The 19627-nt window shown below is 41.1% G+C and carries 18 protein-coding genes; 11 read left to right on the top strand and 7 right to left on the bottom strand.

What is annotated here, in order from left to right:
• Nucleotides 1-10: 10 nt before the first annotated feature.
• Nucleotides 11-1126 (bottom strand): iron-sulfur cluster carrier protein ApbC, encoded by a 1116-nt coding sequence (apbC, locus tag Q4546_RS02665; RefSeq protein WP_303409893.1) that lies wholly within the window; start codon nucleotides 1124-1126, stop codon nucleotides 11-13.
• 155 nt (nucleotides 1127-1281) lie between these two features.
• Between apbC and metG the strand changes: the two genes are divergently transcribed.
• Entirely contained in the window at nucleotides 1282-3330 is a 2049-nt protein-coding gene (metG, locus tag Q4546_RS02660) for a methionine--tRNA ligase (protein ID WP_102531766.1), read from the top strand.
• 80 nt (nucleotides 3331-3410) lie between these two features.
• Here the strand turns inward: metG and Q4546_RS02655 are convergent, their stop codons facing one another.
• A complete protein-coding gene (locus Q4546_RS02655; RefSeq protein WP_303445629.1) occupies nucleotides 3411-5351 on the bottom strand; it encodes a monovalent cation:proton antiporter-2 (CPA2) family protein in 1941 nt (646 codons plus the stop codon).
• A gap of 46 nt (nucleotides 5352-5397) precedes the next feature.
• Entirely contained in the window at nucleotides 5398-6165 is a 768-nt protein-coding gene (locus Q4546_RS02650; RefSeq protein WP_303409898.1) for a Nif3-like dinuclear metal center hexameric protein, read from the bottom strand.
• Nucleotides 6166-6361: 196 nt separating this feature from the next.
• Between Q4546_RS02650 and Q4546_RS02645 the strand changes: the two genes are divergently transcribed.
• The gene (locus tag Q4546_RS02645; protein WP_102437862.1) at nucleotides 6362-6724 is read left to right on the top strand and encodes a hypothetical protein; all 363 of its coding nucleotides are present in this window, start codon (nucleotides 6362-6364) and stop codon (nucleotides 6722-6724) included.
• 84 nt (nucleotides 6725-6808) lie between these two features.
• Here Q4546_RS02645 and Q4546_RS02640 read toward each other — a convergent pair whose 3' ends face one another.
• A complete protein-coding gene (locus Q4546_RS02640; RefSeq protein ID WP_102437864.1) occupies nucleotides 6809-7291 on the bottom strand; it encodes a glycine zipper 2TM domain-containing protein in 483 nt (160 codons plus the stop codon).
• Nucleotides 7292-7344: 53 nt separating this feature from the next.
• Between Q4546_RS02640 and aat the strand changes: the two genes are divergently transcribed.
• From aat to infA, 3 genes are all read left to right on the top strand, one after another.
• Nucleotides 7345-8052 (top strand): leucyl/phenylalanyl-tRNA--protein transferase, encoded by a 708-nt coding sequence (gene aat, locus Q4546_RS02635; RefSeq protein ID WP_102437907.1) that lies wholly within the window; start codon nucleotides 7345-7347, stop codon nucleotides 8050-8052.
• On the top strand, nucleotides 8012-8755 hold the full coding sequence (locus Q4546_RS02630; protein ID WP_102437866.1) for an arginyltransferase: 744 nt from the start codon (nucleotides 8012-8014) through the stop codon (nucleotides 8753-8755). Before aat ends, Q4546_RS02630 begins: the two co-directional genes overlap by 41 nt.
• A gap of 83 nt (nucleotides 8756-8838) precedes the next feature.
• The gene (infA, locus tag Q4546_RS02625) at nucleotides 8839-9057 is read left to right on the top strand and encodes a translation initiation factor IF-1 (RefSeq protein ID WP_011496276.1); all 219 of its coding nucleotides are present in this window, start codon (nucleotides 8839-8841) and stop codon (nucleotides 9055-9057) included.
• A 181-nt stretch (nucleotides 9058-9238) separates the two neighbouring features.
• Here infA and clpA read toward each other — a convergent pair whose 3' ends face one another.
• Nucleotides 9239-11497 carry an ATP-dependent Clp protease ATP-binding subunit ClpA gene (clpA, locus tag Q4546_RS02620; protein ID WP_102437868.1) on the bottom strand — a complete coding sequence of 753 codons (2259 nt, stop codon included), beginning with the start codon at nucleotides 11495-11497 and terminating at the stop codon, nucleotides 9239-9241.
• Nucleotides 11498-11555: 58 nt separating this feature from the next.
• Nucleotides 11556-11864 (bottom strand): ATP-dependent Clp protease adapter ClpS, encoded by a 309-nt coding sequence (clpS, locus tag Q4546_RS02615; protein ID WP_102437870.1) that lies wholly within the window; start codon nucleotides 11862-11864, stop codon nucleotides 11556-11558.
• A gap of 193 nt (nucleotides 11865-12057) precedes the next feature.
• Here clpS and cspD point away from each other — a divergent pair, with 193 nt between their 5' ends.
• Complete coding sequence (gene cspD / locus Q4546_RS02610) at nucleotides 12058-12264, top strand: cold shock domain-containing protein CspD (protein WP_055024439.1); 207 nt, start codon at nucleotides 12058-12060, stop codon at nucleotides 12262-12264.
• 359 nt (nucleotides 12265-12623) lie between these two features.
• On the opposite strand, the gene Q4546_RS02605 is transcribed toward cspD, so the two are convergent.
• Nucleotides 12624-14849 (bottom strand): NADP-dependent isocitrate dehydrogenase, encoded by a 2226-nt coding sequence (locus tag Q4546_RS02605; protein ID WP_303445628.1) that lies wholly within the window; start codon nucleotides 14847-14849, stop codon nucleotides 12624-12626.
• Nucleotides 14850-15131: 282 nt separating this feature from the next.
• Here Q4546_RS02605 and Q4546_RS02600 point away from each other — a divergent pair, with 282 nt between their 5' ends.
• The 5 genes from Q4546_RS02600 (at nucleotide 15132) to purB (ending at nucleotide 19590) form a co-directional block, all read left to right on the top strand.
• Nucleotides 15132-15785 carry an rRNA large subunit pseudouridine synthase E gene (locus Q4546_RS02600; protein ID WP_303445627.1) on the top strand — a complete coding sequence of 218 codons (654 nt, stop codon included), beginning with the start codon at nucleotides 15132-15134 and terminating at the stop codon, nucleotides 15783-15785.
• Between the two features lie 39 nt (nucleotides 15786-15824).
• Complete coding sequence (locus Q4546_RS02595; RefSeq protein ID WP_102437909.1) at nucleotides 15825-16301, top strand: NUDIX hydrolase; 477 nt, start codon at nucleotides 15825-15827, stop codon at nucleotides 16299-16301.
• A gap of 120 nt (nucleotides 16302-16421) precedes the next feature.
• Nucleotides 16422-17540: a tRNA 2-thiouridine(34) synthase MnmA gene (gene mnmA / locus Q4546_RS02590; protein WP_102520013.1), complete on the top strand. Its 1119-nt coding sequence runs from the start codon at nucleotides 16422-16424 to the stop codon at nucleotides 17538-17540.
• Nucleotides 17541-17543: 3 nt separating this feature from the next.
• Nucleotides 17544-18164, top strand: coding sequence for a high frequency lysogenization protein HflD (hflD, locus tag Q4546_RS02585; RefSeq protein WP_076536241.1), 621 nt, complete (start codon nucleotides 17544-17546; stop codon nucleotides 18162-18164).
• Between the two features lie 55 nt (nucleotides 18165-18219).
• Nucleotides 18220-19590, top strand: a complete 1371-nt coding sequence (purB, locus tag Q4546_RS02580; RefSeq protein WP_102437878.1) for an adenylosuccinate lyase — start codon at nucleotides 18220-18222, stop codon at nucleotides 19588-19590.
• The last annotated feature ends 37 nt before the right edge of the window (nucleotides 19591-19627 follow it).

Below are 19627 nucleotides of genomic sequence, written 5' to 3'. Positions count from 1 at the left end.
ATTTAAAACCTTACTCGTCGTCTGAAATACTAATTGATACTGTCTTTTTACTTTGTTGTTTGGCTAGTTGAGCCCCAACTTTACGAGCGATCTCACGATAAATCCCTGCCACTTCAGAATCAGGCTGACTCACAACTGCAGGGTTACCTTCATCCATTGATTCACGAATGTTGATATTAAGCGGCAAAGCACCTAATAACGGTACTTCATAACGCTCGGCAATTTTACTGCCACCATGAGTACCAAATGGGTGTTCTTTATGGCCACATTCTGGACATAAATGAAAACTCATGTTCTCAATAATCCCTAACACTGGGATATCCACTTTTTGGAACATGGTAATGCCTTTTTTCGCATCTTCAAGGGCAATATCTTGCGGTGTAGTCACCACAACCGTGCCACTCACAGGAAATTTTTGCGAAAGGGTTAATTGGATATCACCGGTTCCAGGTGGTAAATCGATAACCAAATAATCAAGTTCTGGCCACTGGGTTTCAGTTAATAACTGATTTAAAGCACCGGCCGCCATTGGGCCACGCCATACTGCAGCTTCGCCATCACCTAACATAAAGCCGATTGATTGGGCAGTAATGCCATGAGCACTGGCTGCGGTCATCATTTTCCCGTCAGGTGAAGTCGGTTTAAAACCTTGTAAACCCAGCATCATAGGAATTGAAGGACCGTAAATGTCAGCATCTAAGATGCCCACTTCAGCACCTTCTGCTTTTAAAGCTAATGCAAGGTTAACTGCCGTGGTTGATTTACCCACGCCGCCTTTACCTGAAGCCACAGCAATGACTTGCTTAATATTTGGCAATGGCGCTACAGAGCTAACCGCAGAAAATACTCTTGGCTGAAAATCAATTTCGCACTCTACTTCATCAATAGCATCAAGTACGGCTAATTTTTTAGTCACATCCATGACAGTATCACGATATTGCGTCATACATGGGTATGGATAAACTAACCCAAGTGATAAACGTTTGCCTTCAATTGAAAGCTTAGTGACACAACCTGCAGATACAAGCCCTTCGGCTAAATATGGATCTTGATATGCATCTAAAATACTCAACACGGGACCTAATAGGTCAGCACTTAATTGATAATCTGTATGCGAAGTAGACAAAAGCAGAACTCCCAGCGATAAATTTGTTCAAGTGTACCAGAATTCAAGAAAAATGAGCGCAAATTTAGCCCATTTTGTTGTTGTTTGATGAAATAATCACTTTGATCGGTTAGTATCATCAACATATATTTGGTGTAATCGATTGTTGAGACAAAATGACAAATTCACAACGTAAAATTCTGGTGACAAGTGCCCTCCCATATGCAAATGGTCCTATCCATTTAGGTCATATGCTTGAGTATATTCAAACTGATATTTGGTCTCGTTACCAAAAACTTCGTGGACATGAATGTCACTATATTTGTGCAGATGATGCCCATGGCACCCCAATCATGCTGAAAGCCCAACAACTGGGTATTACACCAGAAGAAATGATTGCTCAAGTTCAAAAAGAACATGAACAAGATTTCGCTGATTTCAATATCAACTTTGATAACTTCCATAGCACGCACTGTAAAGAAAACTGTGAGCTTGCCAGCGATATTTATCTGAAGTTGCGTGATGGTGGTTACATTAAAACCAAAACCATTTCTCAATTATTCGATCCTGAAAAAGAAATGTTTTTACCAGACCGCTTTGTCAAAGGCACTTGCCCGAAATGTAAGAGTGAAGATCAATATGGTGATAACTGCGATAACTGTGGTGCGACTTATAGCACCACAGATTTAATCAATCCTTACTCGGTCGTGTCAGGTGCTACGCCAGTAATGAAGGACAGTGAACATTTCTTCTTTGACTTACCTGCATTTGAAACCATGTTAAGTGAATGGCTTGCATCAGGTTCACTACAACCTGAAATTGCCAACAAGCTAAGAGAATGGTTCGAACAAGGTCTGCAGCAATGGGATATTTCCCGTGATGCGCCTTATTTTGGTTTTGAAATACCAGAGCAACCAGGTAAATTTTTCTACGTATGGTTAGACGCACCTATCGGTTACATGGGCTCGTTTAAAAACTTATGTGATAAACGTGGTGACCTTGATTTTGACGAATTTTGGAAAAAAGACTCTACAACAGAGCTTTATCACTTCATTGGTAAAGATATTGTCAACTTCCACGGTTTATTTTGGCCTGCAGTGCTAGATGGCGCGGGTATTCGTAAACCTACTGCTGTTTATGCACATGGTTATGTTACGGTAAATGGTGCCAAAATGTCTAAGTCAAAAGGCACGTTTATTAAAGCGCGTACTTATTTAGATAATTTAGATCCTGAGTATCTTCGCTATTACTACGCGGCGAAATTAAACAGCCGTGTTGATGACTTAGATTTAAATCTAGAAGACTTCGCACAGCGAGTGAACTCTGATCTAGTTGGTAAATTAGTGAACTTAGCCTCACGTACCGCTGGTTTTATCAGTAAACGTTTTGACGGCAAGTTAGCTAAAATCAACGATATGACTTTGACTGAGGCCTTTTTAGCTAAACAGGATATCATTGCTGATTTATATGAGACTCGTGAGTTTGGTAAAGCGATGCGCGAAATTATGGCTTTAGCTGACATGGCAAATGCCTATGTTGCTGATGCCGCGCCTTGGCAGTTAATCAAACAAGAAGACAAGCAAGATGAAGCCCATCAAGTGTGTAGCAATGCACTTAACTTGTTCCGCATCTTAGTCACTTACCTTAAACCGGTACTACCTAAGCTAGCTGACAATGTTGAAGCTTTCTTACAGACGCCATTAACATGGGATAATTTAGCTGTAGATCTAGCTGGCCATGAAATTGCTAAGTTTAAAGCATTAATGCAGCGCATTGAAATGAAAAGCATTGAAGCTATCATTGAGGCATCAACTGAAAACTTACAAGTAACTGCAAGTAAAGTGACTGATGCTGCGCCGGAAGCTACTCAAACTGAGCTTGAGAAAGAGCCCCTAAGCCCTGAAATTACTTTTGATGATTTTGCCAAAGTTGATTTGCGTATCGCGCTTATTTCAAAAGCTGAGCATATTGAAAAAGCCAATAAACTACTCCGTTTAGAGTTAGATTTAGGCGGCGAAACCAAGCAGGTTTTTGCAGGCATTAAATCTGCTTACGCACCAGAAGATTTGATTGGCAAACACACTGTGATGGTTGCCAACCTTGCACCACGTAAAATGAAGTTCGGTGAATCTGAAGGCATGGTATTAGCCGCCGGCCCTGGTGGAAAAGATATCTGGATTTTAGAGCCTCATGCAGGCGCGAAACCTGGCATGCGAGTCATGTAATTAGCAACAAAGCTTGAATAGTAAGGCCATCAAAAGATGGCCTTTTTTATGGCACTAGCACTCAGATTTTAGGCTGAGATTTATACTAGACTTTGAGATGGTTTTTGACTTGGATTTTGACAATCATCAGAGCTATCACAAGGCGCCTCTTTGGCAAAGTTACGGCTATTATAAGCCTCAGTATCTGCTTCAATGGCTTGCTTCATTCGCTCTTCGTAAAGCATAAACAGACTGATGAAATCATTGCCATAGCGTTCACCTTCAGGTCGCTTCAACCATTCTTTATATAAGGCATCTGCCGCTTCTTTTTCAACTCTTTGATATGTTAGCTTTTGCTGACTGACTAACTCATCAGAAAATCCCATTGCCCGCATCGACGCCGCACCAACTTTCAGGGCGGAGTGGAAGGTTTCTGACTCGACAAAATCTGCGCCAGCTTCTCGCAATAAGTGCCCATGACCACGGTCAAAAGCACGGCTGATGACTTTAAGCTGTGGGTATTTATGTTTAAGGTACTTAACCAACTCAATACTACTTTGCTGATCATCAATGGCAATGACAAAGGCGGCAGCGTTGGCAACACCAGCTGTTTCTAATAAATCAGGCCTGGTGGCATCACCATAAAAGGCTTTGGTTTTGATTTTTCTCAATGTATCCACTTGGGATGCCTGACGGTCTAGTACAACCGTTTTCACCCCGTTAGATAACAGTAATCGATTGACTATTTGACCAAAACGACCGATACCGGCAATGATCACCACACCTTGCTCATCAACCGTATCTTGTTCCCGCTCGTTTGAGTTCTTTTCATATTTGGGCACAATAAACTTTTCATAGAAGATGAATAAGCCTGGAGTCAAAAACATCGACAAGGCAACCACAATAGATAATGGCTGGGCGATATGAATGGGTAATACATCATTTTGTTGGCTAAAGCTCAATAACACAAAACCGAATTCACCCGCTTGAGCGAGACTTAGGGTAAACAGCCACCTATCACTACCTGTAATTCGGAATATAAAAGACAATATAAATAACACCAATGCCTTTAAAAACATCACCCCAAAAGTAATGGCTAAAATGGGTCCTAGATATTGCCATAAGATGTCAAAATCAATCCCCGCCCCCACGGTAATGAAAAATAGCCCCAGTAATAAACCTTTAAACGGCGCAATATTCGCCTCAAGTTCATGCTTAAACTCACTATTAGCCAGTACCACACCTGCTAAAAATGTGCCCAAAGCAGGTGAAACCTCAACCAAACTCATTAATGCCGCAATGCCAATAACTAACAATAATGCCGCAGCAGTTGAAATCTCTCTGACACCAGAATCTGCAACAAATTTAAAAATGGGTCGAGTTAAATAATGGCCGCCAAAAATAACAAAAGCGATTGAGAGCACTAAAACGATGGCATACACACCACTGGAGAGTTCAGCCACCAAGGATAACTCTTCATGATGGGCTGCTGCCTCAGACACCGCTGTTTGTGTCACTGCGACTAATTCAGGTAACGCTAGCAATGGGATTAACGCCAGCATGGGGATCACGGCAATATCTTGAAACAGAAGCACTGAGAATGCATTTCGACCGGCAGGCGTTTTAATTAAGCCTTTTTCATTAAAGGTCTGCAATACAATTGCTGTTGAAGACAATGAAAAAATCAAACCTATGGTTAATGCGATTGACCATTGAATATCAAATAACATCGCAATGGCCATCACACCGCCCACTGACAAGCCAACTTGTAAGCCGCCCATGCCAATAAGACGATGCCGCATGGACCACAGCATTTTAGGCTCTAACTCTAAGCCCACCAGAAATAACATCATCACTACACCAAATTCAGCAAAATGCTGAATGGTGCTGGTTTCACTGCCAACAAGGCCGATGATGGGACCAATGACCAGTCCGGCAATTAAATAGCCAAGCACTGAGCCAAGCCCTAAACGCTGAGCCAATGGTACGGCGATAACTGCAGCTGATAAATATATAAACGCTTGTAAAAAATACTCAGTCATCCATTTATTCCTTATCTGTAGTTATTTTGCGCTCAGGTGACAAACATTACACAGGGTTCACAATATCAATATAGTGATGGGTTAAACCAAATTCATTGGCTAAATGTTCACCTAAAGCTTTTATACCAAATTGCTCTGTAGCATGATGACCTGCGGCAAAGTAATGGATCCCTTGCTCCATAGCGCAATGAAAGGTCCTTTCTGACACTTCACCACTGATAAAGGCGTCAACGTACAAGCCTGCAGCATGATCAATATAATCCTGCGCCCCGCCAGTACACCAAGCAATAGATGAAATAACCTCAGTCTCGTCACCAATGTGTAATGGCACTCGATTAAGCTTCTCTGTTAATAATGCATTAACTTGTGCAACAGTTAATGGCTGAGGAAATTTCCCCTGCCATAGTAAATTTTGCGGTATATCGGTACACACCTCAACATCGACAATACCTAATTCTTTAGCTAATTCAGCATTATTACCCAGTGTTTGATGTGCATCTAAAGGTAAATGATAGCCGAATAAATTCATATCGTGGGTCATTAGTGATTTTATTCTTTGGTATTTCATACCAGTAAGCACTTCGGGTTCATTTTTCCAAAAAAAACCATGGTGCACTAAAATCGCGTCTGCATTTAATGCTGCAGCTTGATCGATTAATGCTTGGCAAGCGGTAACGCCAGTCACAATCGTGCTGATGTGTTCAGTGCCCTGCACTTGCAGCCCATTGGGAGCGTAATCTTTAAACTGATTCACATTCAGAAAATCATTGAGATATTTAGACAATTGTTGGCGAGATACAGACGTTAATGACATAAAACTAACCCTAAATTTATTGATAGTAATAGTGTAACGCAGACCAATACTTATTGAAAAACCCTTGTTAAGATTGGCTAATAGCTGAACGATTTTTGCATAAATTGGACTTTTAAGTACATTAAACATTAAAATTAGCCCACGGGATGTTGAACACATTAAATAAACTATTCAATAAATAAAAATAGGTCTCAAAATGTCAAACTTGACAAAAGAAGCGCTTATCGCTGAATTAACCGCGGCTCTTGAAAATCAAACTGGTAAATCTGTTGAAATTGAACAGAAAGGCAGTTGGTACAAAATTGATGGCGGCAAGTCGATACGCTTTAGCGAACTTGAGAAAATGCACCTTGAAGCCACACAAGGTCAAACCGCTGTTGCGCCTGTAGCAGATAAGCCGGTTAAAGCAGTTGTCGCAAAAAAAGCAGTTGCTAAAAAGCCTGCTGTTAAAGTTGCAAGTACACCAGCAACGTCAACTTCTGGTGGTAAAACGCCAAAAGAATTATGGCGTGAAAAACTAGCTGCGGCAGGTAAAAGTACCTTACCTCGCGGTTTCTAGTTTCAGGTGCGTTTACACAATAAAAAAGGAGCTTAGGCTCCTTTTTTATTGTGTCCTTTTTTATTGTGTAAATTACATCCAGACTTACATGGCTAAATCAACTCTGACATAGCCTTTTAGATAAACCACCCTCACTTCGTCACCTGCGTTAAATGCCATGCCAGGATCTTGATCTTGAATCACCATCACTTGGCTACCATCATCAAGGTTTATCATCATTTCAATGAGTTTATATTCTAATGTTCTGGTCGTGTTTCCATACTGATTTGCAGCAGCGCCGCCCACTAACGCACCAAGCACAGTTGCAACATCTTGGCCTGAGCCACCACCAAATTGATGGCCAATAACGCCGCCCACCAAGGCGCCGCCAAATGTTTTCCAGCCAACATTTCGATCTTCCACCAACTGGGTTTGAGTGACATGTTTAATTGATTCAACTTGGCCGTAGACAACCTTTTCTACTGGGACAGCTTGATTTCGGTCGTAGGCCGCACTTGCTGGCACTGAGATTAAGATAAACAAAATCGCACTAAAAAGTGCTCGAGAACAGTTTGTGAGTTTCAACATAGGCAAAATTCCGCTAACGTATGCATAAGGTCTACTCATTAATATACTCAATTGTGAACTCACTGTCCTATTTAAATAAACTGCCTTTGTTTCCTGATCCACAACAAGCATTGTCAGATCCCAATGGTTTACTAGCTGTTGGTGGTGATTTAAGCCCGCAACGCCTTGTGGAAGCCTACTATCAAGGCATATTCCCTTGGTTTAATGAACACGACCCCATCCTTTGGTGGTCACCAGATCCTAGAGCCATTTTTATCCCCAAGCGACATGCAGTAAATAAAAGTATGTTAAAGCTGCTCAAAAAAAGTCCATGGCGCTTTAGTATTAATAAAGCCTTCACTGAGGTTATCCATGCTTGCTCACAACCTAGGCTCACACAGCAAGGCACTTGGATTTCATCTGACATCCAGCAGGCCTATATACAGCTGCATAAACTGGGAAAAGCACATTCAATTGAAGTGTGGGATAATGATGAGCTAGTTGGCGGCTTATACGGCATTGCAGTGGGAAGCGTGTTTTGTGGCGAGTCAATGTTTCATCGTCAATCTAATGCCTCAAAAGCGGCCTTTGCTATGCTCAACCAGCATTTATTCGACAAGGGTTTTAAACTCATTGATGCACAAATTATGAACCCTCACCTAGCCAATTTAGGCGCCGTAGACGTTCCCAGAAAAGCATTTTTAGCTCAACTAAAACAATTACGAAATCAAGTTATTAACGATGATACTTGGTTACAACAAGAGGTCTATTTTGAGTTCTAGAAGCATTAGCGTAGGCCTAACCCAGCCGTTTGATTGTAATTATATTGACGGTTTACAAGAGCAATTACTTGTTATTCAAGAGTCTGAACTTGACGCAAACTTATTCGAACAATTGTTAGGAATGGGTTTTAGACGTAATGGCAGTTCAATTTACAAACCCAGATGTCCTAGCTGTCAGGCTTGTCAGTCCATTCGAGTGGATGTTGGCCAGTTTAAGGTATCCAAAAGACAAAAAAGAACCTTAAAGAATAATCAAGATTTAACCTGGAAAGTTACGCACGAGCGTACGGCGGCACATTATCAATTATATGAACAATATATTATTGGTCGCCATTTTGATGGTCCTATGTATCCTCCCTCTGAGAGCCAGTTTAACGACTTTCTTGCTTGCCAGTGGCTACCTGATACCTTCATTGAAGTTTATGACCAACAAAAGCTCATTGGCGTTGCTGTAACCGATATGATGACGCATTCAATGTCGGCAATTTACAGTTATTTTGACCCCGAATATGCAAAACGTTCCTTAGGGTCATATATGATTTTATTGCAATGCCAGCTCGCGCAGCAAAAACATAAGCAATTTCTTTATTTAGGCTACCAAATTGATGAAAATCGTAAAATGAATTACAAGCGTTTATATCGTCCTTATCAAATCTTAACAGCTCAAGGATGGCAACATATTGAAAAAGAACCTATGCTTTAGTGTTTCAAGCCTTTACAGCTCGCGCTTTTTACGGCATGATACGGCGAATTTTTTATATTTGAAGGCATAAAGGTAACCAATTAATGGCGAAAGAAGACAACATTGAAATGCAGGGCACTATCCTTGAGACCTTGCCAAATACAATGTTCCGCGTAGAACTTGAAAATGGTCATGTAGTGATAGCACACATTTCTGGCAAGATGCGCAAAAACTACATCCGTATTTTAACGGGTGATAAAGTCACTGTTCAGTTGACTCCTTACGATTTAAGTAAAGGTCGTATCGTCTTCCGCGCACGTTAATCCTGCCTCATATATTAAAAACCCGGCTTTAATGTCGGGTTTTTTATTTGCTAGCTATCCTGGCAAATACTAAGAATTAGCAGTAATTTTTAGTAATAGTAATTAGGCGATTAACGTCAAGAAAAAATGGCTATCTGAAAACAGATAGCCATTTTTATTTGAGCCAAATAATTAACAAGGTTTAAGAGACTTTCTCTTCACATTCGCAACTGATCACCAGCTCATTATCTTTGACATCAACTTTTGCTATTCCACCAGCTTCAAGCTTGCCAAATAAGATTTCATCAGCCAATGGTCGTTTGATTAACTCAGTAACAACACGGCTCATCGGGCGAGCGCCCATATTTTTATCGTAACCCTTTTCAGCTAATAAAGTGCGCGCTTCATCAGTGACCTCGAGGGTGACACGCTTCTCATCTAACTGCGCTTGCAGCTCAATAAGGAACTTATCGACAACCTTAGCAATAATGGTCATATCAAGATGATTAAACCAAATAATCGAATCTAAACGATTTCGAAACTCTGGTGAAAACACTTTATTAATTTCTGACATCGCATTAAGGCTGTTGTCTTGTTGCTTAAAGCCTATTGAAGTACGGATAGACTCTTGAACGCCAGCATTGGTGGTCATCACCAAGGTCACATTTCTAAAGTCTGCTTTGCGACCGTTATTATCGGTTAAGGTACCGTGATCCATGACTTGCAACAGCAAATTATAAATGTCAGGGTGAGCTTTTTCGATTTCATCTAGCAGCACCACACAATGCGGGTTTTTAATTACGGCATCAGTAAGTAAACCGCCTTGCTCGTAACCGACATAACCGGGTGGTGAACCAATTAAACGTGAAACCGTATGTCTTTCGGTATACTCAGACATATCAAAACGGATAAGCTTCATGTTTAAACATGATGCCAACTGATTAGTCACCTCGGTTTTACCCACCCCAGTAGGGCCGGCAAATAAGAAACTGCCCACAGGCTTTTTCTCTGCACCTAAGCCGCTTCGAGATAAACGTATGGCAGAGCTAAGGCCCTCAATGGCTTTGTCCTGCCCGAATACCAACATCTTAAGGTTACGTTCAAGGTTCTTAAGTAAATCTTTGTCAGTAGACGATACGGACTTCTCAGGAATACGTGCTATTTTGGCAATAATGGCTTCAATTTCTGGCTGACCGATGGTTTTTTTACGTTTGCTAGCTGGCAGCATCACCATTCTAGCGCCCGCCTCATCAATCACATCAATGGCCTTGTCAGGCAAGTGACGGTCATTAATGTGCTTAGCTGACAAGCTAGCCGCAGAACTGATTGCAGCCTGAGTGTAACGAACCCCATGATGTTCTTCATACTTTGATTTAAGTCCCAGTAAAATCTTAGTGGTTTCAGCAACCGAAGGTTCGTTAATATCAATTTTTTGGAAACGACGGGCTAAAGCCCTGTCTTTCTCAAAAATACTTTGGTATTCCTGGAATGTGGTTGAGCCCATACATCGAAGTGAGCCGTTGGATAACAAAGGTTTTAACAGATTTGAGGCATCCATTACCCCACCTGAAGCGGCACCTGCACCAATGATGGTATGAATTTCATCAATAAATAAAATCGCATGTTCATTTTTGGCCAGCTCTTTTAATAGCCCTTTAAAGCGTTTTTCAAAATCACCACGGTATTTAGTGCCAGCGAGTAATGAGCCTAAATCTAACGAATACACAGTAGCATCTTTGATAACATCAGGTACTTGCTCATTAACGATACGGTAGGCTAAACCTTCAGCAATGGCTGTTTTACCCACACCAGCCTCACCGACCAATAATGGGTTATTTTTACGACGACGACATAAGGTTTGAATCGCACGCTCAACTTCATCATCACGGCCAATGAGTGGGTCTATGACCCCATCTTTAGATAATTGATTTAAGTCTGTAGCAAATTGAGCCAATAAACTTCTATCTTCACCGGCTTCAGTGCCTTCTTCGCTGGCTTCTGGGTTATTTATCTCTTCGTCACTATCGTCTTTTGGTAAACCGTGGGAGATATAGTTAACCACATCTAAACGCGTTATTTCGCAGCGACGCAGTAAATATACAGCCTGAGACTCTTGCTCACTAAAAATAGCAACTAAGACATTGGCACCTGTCACTTCATTACGACCTGATGACTGCACATGAAATACTGCACGCTGAAGCACACGTTGAAAGCCTAAGGTAGGCTGAGTTTCACGTTCTTCTGTGGTGTCAGCGATTAATGGGGTTGTTTGTTGGATGAAGTTAGATACTTCCTCGTGTAAACGAGACAGATCTGCACCACAGGCTAATAGTGCTTCTTTAGCCGATGGGTTATTAATTAATGCTAATAATAAATGTTCTACTGTCATATATTCATGACGTGAATCTCGAGCTTGTTGAAAAGCGAGATTCAAGGTGACTTCAAGATCTTTGTTTAGCATAGCACCCCCTAAAAATACTCAAATACTGCAGAGTTACCGGTTGTGAACAGCAAGTTCACTATGCGGCTTCTAATGTACACAGCAACGGATGTTCGTTTTCTCTGGCAAATTGATTTACTTGTAAGACTTTGGTTTCAGCGATCCCAAATGAAAAAACACCACATATTCCTTTACCTTGGTGATGGATAGCCAACATGATGTCTGTGGCTTGCTGTTCATCCTTGTTAAAAAAGCGTTGAAGCACTTCAATAACAAAATCCATCGGTGTGTAATCATCGTTATTTAACACGACCTTATACATTGAAGGTGGTTGTAGCTCCGATTCAACACGCTCTTTAGTGTGCTCTACGCTGCCTAATCTACCCATGTGTTAATACTAGCCTCTAGTTTGGTACAAGACCAATTGATATTATTAAATTAATTAAATGTTGTCATTTTGTTAATTTTTACTTGACATCTTTTCGTACAAATTTCATTCTGTTTGCAGGCGGCACATGTAGACCGCTCTTAATAAGTTTTACTATCTTACTGGTAAGTAGGCAACAGAAGGAAGTGGAAGTATGGCAAGCGGAACTGTTAAATGGTTCAACAACGCCAAAGGATTCGGGTTTATATGCCCAGATCAGGGTGGCGAAGATGTTTTTGCACATTATTCAACTATTGAAATGGAAGGCTACAGAACGCTAAAAGCGGGTCAGCCTGTCGATTTCGAAACTGAGCAGGGCCCAAAGGGCATGCATGCTTCAGCCATTTCACCAACAAAATAGTCGGTGAAACTATAAATCAAAAAGGCAGAGATTTTAATCTCTGCCTTTTTTATTGGGCAAATAAAAAGTAAATATTAAACTGTTTGCCCAAAAAAACACCTAATCGTAAATAAAACTGAGGTTCAATTCATCTTAACTTAAGCAACTTCAACCTCCGGCGTTAACAAATTTGCTGACAGAGGCTAAATCTCACTTAGCCTAGTTTCAGTATTCAAGCCTTGAAAGCTTATCCCATTAACTGAGTGCGATTAAAATCAGTCGAACTGGCTATGGCGGCAAACAGGCACAAAAAAGCAGAGAGCAAGCCCTCTGCTTTACGGCATCAATTTTATGCCTTCAATTTAGCCACAAAAAAACGCTTAATGTGTAATAAATTGATTTAGTAATGCACTTGGACGCATGGCAGCTTCAGCTTTTGCTGCGTCTAAACGGTAGTAACCACCTAAATCAACAGCAGGGCCTTGTGATGCATTCAATTCCGCCACAATTGCCGCTTCGTTAGATGTTAGCGACTCAGCAAGTTCAGTAAACTGCGCAGCTAATTCCGTATCAACAGTTTGCACTGAGACAGCTTGAGCCCAATACATGGCTAAATAAAAGTGACTACCACGGTTATCAAGCTCACCAACACGACGTGAAGGTGATTTATTGCTATCAAGGAATTGGCCGATAGCAATATCTAACGTATCCGCTAGCACCTGTGCTTTAGGGTTATTTGCTGTTTGGCTTAAATGCTCTAAAGAAGCCGCTAATGCCAAAAATTCACCCAGTGAATCCCAGCGTAAATGGCCTTCTTTCTCAACTTGTTGAACATGCTTAGGTGCACTACCACCCGCGCCTGTTTCAAATAAGCCACCGCCATTCATTAACGGCACAATTGATAGCATTTTAGCACTAGTGCCTAATTCAAGAATTGGGAATAGATCAGTCAGGTAATCACGCAGTACGTTACCCGTTACAGAAATAGTATCTAAACCTTGTTTAACGCGAGCGAGTGTCACTCGAGTTGCTTCTACTGGTGCAAGAATTTGTATATCCAAGCCGTCAGTATCATGATCTTGAAGATAAGCTTCAACTTTAGTGATTAATTGAGCGTCATGAGCACGCTTACTGTCTAACCAGAAAATTGCAGGCGTGGCACTTAAACGTGAACGTCGAACTGCTAACTTAACCCAATCGCGGATTGGTGCATCTTTTACCTGGCACATTCTGAAAATGTCACCAACTTCAACATTATGCGTCATCAACACCTTGCCAGCACGGTTAACAACGTTAACAACACCTGCTTGTGCAATTTCAAATGTTTTATCATGACTACCGTATTCTTCGGCTTTTTGAGCCATCAAACCGACGTTTGGCACACTGCCCATTGTGGTTGGGTTAAATGCGCCATTGGTTTTACAAAATGCAATTGTTTCTTGATACACACCGGCATAACAACGATCAGGGATCATTGCTTTGGTGTCTTTAAGTTGGCCATCTGGGCCCCACATTTTACCTGAAGAACGAATAGCTGCAGGCATAGATGCATCAATAATAATATCACTTGGTACGTGTAAGTTAGTGATGCCTTTATCTGAATCAACCATCGCCAATGCTGGACGTTTAGCATAAACCGCAGCAATATCAGCCTCGATTTCTGCGCGCTGGGCTTCTGGTAATGTGGTAATTTTTGCGTATACATCACCAAAACCATTGTTAACATCAACGCCTAATTCATCAAACAGCACTTGGTGCTTGTCAAAAACCTCTTTAAAGAAAACTTTTACAGCGTGACCAAATAAAATCGGGTCTGATACTTTCATCATTGTTGCTTTAAGGTGCAATGACAATAGTACATCTTCAGATTTAGCCGCTTCGATTTCTCGCTCGTAAAAGGCAACTAAAGCTTTGTTGCTCATTACTGCGGTATCAATTACTTCACCGGCTAATAAAGATAAGCCCGTTTTCAAAGCTACTTTTTGGCCATCTGCTTGGGTTAGCACGATATCTACAGTATCAGCATCAGTCAGGGTGACTGATTGCTCACTACCGTAAAAATCACCTTCAATCATATGCGCAACGTGTGATGCTGAATCACTTGCCCATTTACCCATTGAATGCGGGTTTTTCTTAGCGTAATTTTTTACCGATGTTGGCGCGCGGCGATCAGAGTTACCTTCACGCAATACCGGGTTTACTGCACTGCCTTTAATCTTGTCATAACGTGACTGAGATTCACGCTCTGCATCAGTCGATGGCTCATCTGGGTAGTTTGGTATATCGTAACCTTTCGCTTGAAGTTCAGCGATACAGGCTTTTAACTGTGGAATTGACGCACTGATGTTAGGTAACTTGATAATATTAGCTTCAGGCGTATTTGCCATTAGGCCTAACTCAGTGAGTGCATCAGCAATTTTTTGCTCTGCAGTTAACTTTTCAGGAAAGTTAGCAATAATACGGCCAGATAAAGATATATCTCTAGTCTCGACTTTTACACCTGCAGCATTGGTAAATGTGCGGATGATAGGGAGTAATGACAGCGTAGCTAATGCGGGGGCTTCATCAGTTTCAGTATAAATGATCGTTGGAGAATTATCTTTCATGCTTTTTCCTACATTATTGAAATAAATAGTTTTTATAAATTATTATTGTAATAAGTATCTACCTAAAAAGACCTTTAATCTATTGTTAAAGTGTAATTTTGCGGCACAAATCCATATGAAATTTGAAAAATAAATAGTGGCTGCTTGTTTTTTAAAAACGGGTACAGATCACATTTTTAGGCCAACATCATAGACCATTATGTGCAAGATTCAAATTCCACTAAGGCCCAATGCCGAGTAAACTATACAAAATGAATCAATTTCATCATTAAAGGCTTTTATATGTCAGTCAATGGCAAACCAAAACGTTTCAGTAATAAATTTGCATCCCCAACATCAACTCGCCCAATGAAAAAAGGCTTTAAACGCCCAGTAGCTAAGCCAGTATCCGATCCCGTAATTGTGTTGTTTAACAAACCTTTTGATGTTTTATGTCAATTTACCGATGAATCTGGTCGCCAAACCTTAAAAGATTTTATTCCAGTAAAAGACGTTTATGCTGCAGGACGTTTAGATAGAGACAGTGAAGGCTTATTGCTACTCACTAATGACGGTAAACTGCAGGCGAAATTGACCCAGCCGAAAAAGAAAACCTTTAAGACTTATTGGGCTCAAGTTGAAGGTGAGCCAGATGCAGCGTCAATAAAAGCACTCTGCCAAGGGGTTGAACTAAAAGATGGCATGACCTTGCCAGCAAAAGCAAAAGTAATCGATGAACCTGCGGTTTGGGAGCGAACCCCGCCAGTGCGTGAGCGAAAGTCTATTCCAACAACCTGGTTAGAAATTCAAATTTGTGAAGGCAGAAACCGACAAGTTAGACGCATGACCGCGCATATCGGCCACCCTACTTTAAGATTAATTCGCTATAAAATAGGTCAATGGAATTTAGATGACATTAATTGTGGTGAATATAAAGTCCACAAACAAGAAAGTTAATCTGTCACACAAGATTTTTAGGCAATAGGATAAGTCATGGTGAAACCACGTTATAAACCCAATACCACTGTTGCTTGTGTTATCCATTGTGATAATAAATTTTTATTAGTTGAAGAAATTATTGATGGTGAAGTGCGCTTTAACCAACCTGCAGGGCATTTAGAAGCCAATGAAACCATCATTGATGCCTGCATTCGGGAAGTAAAAGAAGAAACCGGATTAAATATTACTATTTCGGCACTCGTTTGCATCTACCAATTTAGTGCATCAAACGCATTGTCTTTTATGCGATTTACTTTTTGCGCACAAGTAAACAAATGCGTTGAATGCACCCCAATAGATCCTGCTATTAGTGCCTGCCATTGGTTAACTATAGAACAGGTAAAAGCCCGTCAAAATCAACTTCGCAGCCCATTAGTACTCAAATCTATTGAAGACTATTTACATAAACCCCACAGCCCATTATCACTGATTAATAGTGAACTGCAGATCATAGCCGCAACCAATAATGCATGATAGAATATGCGCCGCACATTTTGGAGATTTATAGGTTCATTTGTCAGCGCACTTGAAATGCACTAACGGCGACCACATTATGATCTCTAACTACCCAAACACTCATGGTTTCTAGGTTTTATGACATTAAGTACTCCCAATCCAAATGGTAAAAAAGTCATCGTTGGCATGTCCGGCGGTGTAGATTCTTCTGTTTCTGCGTATTTGCTTATGCAGCAAGGCTACCAAGTAGAAGGATTGTTCATGAAGAACTGGGAAGAAGATGATACCGATGAGTATTGTGCGGCTTCTGAAGACTTAAAAGATGCCCAGTCCGTCTGTGATAAATTAGGCATTAAACTTCATACAGTTAACTTTGCGGCAGAGTATTGGGACAATGTTTTCGAGTATTTCTTAGCGGAATATAAAGCAGGTCGTACCCCAAATCCCGATATCATCTGTAACAAAGAAATCAAATTCAAAGCATTTTTAGAATTCGCTGACGAAATTCTTGATGCTGACTATATTGCTATGGGCCACTACGTTCGCCGTTATGACAGTGCTGACGGAACTCAAATGTTACGTGGTGTTGATGGCAATAAAGATCAAAGTTATTTCCTCTATACCCTTAGTCATGAGCAAGTGGCTAAAAGTTTATTCCCTGTGGGCGAATTAGAAAAACACCAAGTTCGTGATATCGCCAAAGAAATGGGCTTAATCACCCATGATAAAAAAGACAGTACTGGCATCTGCTTTATCGGTGAGCGCAAGTTTACTGACTTTTTAGCAACCTACTTACCTGCTCAGCCTGGTGATATTGAAACCGCTGATGAAGGTGAAGTGATTGGTACCCACCAAGGATTGATGTACCACACACTAGGCCAGCGTAAAGGTCTGGGTATTGGTGGCTTGAAAAATAGTAACGATGATCCTTGGTATGTGGTTGATAAAGATTTAACCCGCAATGTGCTCGTTGTGGCCCAAGGTGGTAAGCATCCACGGTTAATGTCTACTGGCATGTTGGTCAATCAATTACATTGGGTTGACCGCAAAGGCCCAAGCGCACCAGCAAAAATTACCGTTAAAACTCGTTATCGTCAGCAAGATGTGCACTGCACTGTGACTTATGATGATGACAGTAACTTAAGGGTTATTTTTGATGAACCCGTTGCTGCGGTAACGCCAGGGCAATCTGCAGTATTTTATGATGGTGAAGTCTGCCTTGGCGGCGGAATCATTGATTGTTTAATTAGAGGATAGTCTGTGAGCCAAGTCTTATTTGAACGCACTATGGCGTTTGCCGGAATATTACAAGCTATTGCTCAAGTACAACATATTGCTCGTCATGGTGATTCAGATGAAAGCGCACTTGCTGCAAGTCTGAACACCATCATGGTCACAGATCCTGATTCTATTAGTGATATCTATACCGATAAGCAAGCACTTAATAAAGGTTATCAGCTCATTGAAAACCAATTGGGTGATGGTAATAGCAAGGATGTGGAAACCACCCGCTACCTTGTTGGTATGTTAGCACTGGAGCGCAAACTGGCTCGCTCAGCAAATGGCTTAGGCATGTTAGCTGAACGCATCAACCAAGTGCATCGACAACTACACCATTTTGCGATTACTGATGAACAAATCATCGCCAGTCTTGCCAGTATTTACAGTGATACCATCAGTGAACTGGGACCTAAATTGCAAATTTCTGGGAATCCAGCTTATTTACAACAACCGCAAGTACAACAAAAAATTCGTGCTTTATTGCTAGCAGCGATGCGCAGTGCCGTTTTATGGCGACAACTGGGAGGCAAACGCCGTCACTTAGTTTTTGCCCGTAAAGCCATTGTGGATACCGCTATCAGTAGCCGTAAAAATAATTAACGATTCACCCTACAAATATTCCAACTTACAATAAAAGTTCATCAAGGAGCTTCAAATGGATCTTTCTGCACTGACAGCTATCTCGCCGATAGACGGTCGTTACGGTAGTAAAACCACCTCTCTACGAGGTATTTTCAGCGAATTCGGTTTAACAAAATACCGTGTTCAAGTTGAAATTAACTGGTTAAAACTACTTTCAAGTTGCCCAGAGATTGAAGAAGTTCCGCCATTTAGTGAAGACGCATTAGCGTTACTAGATAGCATTAAGGATAACTTCAGTGAAGAAGACGCTTTGCGCGTTAAAACGATTGAAAGAACCACTAACCATGACGTTAAAGCGGTTGAGTATTTCATCAAAGAACAAATTGCAGATAACGCTGAATTAGTTGCAATCGACGAATTCGTACATTTTGCTTGTACTTCTGAAGATATTAATAACTTATCTCACGCATTAATGCTTAAAGAAGCACGTGAATTAGTATTAGCGCCTCAGTGTCTAGAAATTGTCAATGCGCTTAAGCAATTAGCAAGAGACAACAAATCAGTACCATTGATGTCACGTACACATGGTCAACCGGCTTCGCCTTCTACGCTGGGTAAAGAAATGGCTAACGTTGCCGTTCGTTTAGAACGCCAACTAGACCAAATCAATGCAGTAGAAATCATGGGTAAAATCAATGGCGCTGTGGGTAACTACAATGCTCACCTTTCTGCTTACCCAGAAGTTAACTGGCATGAGCTGTCACAACGCTTTGTGACAAGTTTAGGTATTAACTGGAACGCATACACCACTCAAATTGAGCCCCATGATTACATCGCTGAGTTATTTGATGCTATTGCCCGTTTCAACACCATCTTAATCGATTTCGATCGTGACATTTGGGGCTACATTGCATTAGGTCACTTCAAGCAACGCACTATCGCTGGCGAGATTGGTTCATCAACCATGCCGCACAAAGTTAACCCAATTGATTTTGAAAATTCTGAAGGTAACTTAGGTATTGCTAACGCGTTAATGCAGCATTTAGCCGCAAAGCTTCCTGTATCAAGATGGCAGCGAGATTTAACTGACTCAACAGTATTGCGTAACTTAGGTGTTGGTATGGCGCATTCATTAATTGCTTATCAAGCAACAATGAAAGGCATCAGCAAGCTTGAAGTGAATGAAGCAAACCTTCGCGCTGAGTTAGATAAAAACTGGGAAGTATTAGCAGAGCCAGTACAAACAGTGATGCGTCGCTACGGCATTGAAAAGCCATACGAGAAATTAAAAGAGTTAACCCGTGGTAAGCGTATCGACGGCGATCAACTTGCAGTCTTTATCGATGGTCTAGAGTTACCTGATAACGTTAAAGCTGAACTTAAAACAATGACGCCAGCCAACTACATTGGTCGTGCTGAAGCATTTGTTGACGAGTTAAAATAATCTTCCACTCAATAACAACTATTGATTGTTGAATAAG

Source organism: Shewanella sp. 4_MG-2023 (assembly GCF_030548015.1).
Lineage (GTDB): Bacteria > Pseudomonadota > Gammaproteobacteria > Enterobacterales > Shewanellaceae > Shewanella.
Note: the sequence above shows the minus strand (reverse complement) of the source record. Positions and strands in the feature narration are given on the sequence as shown.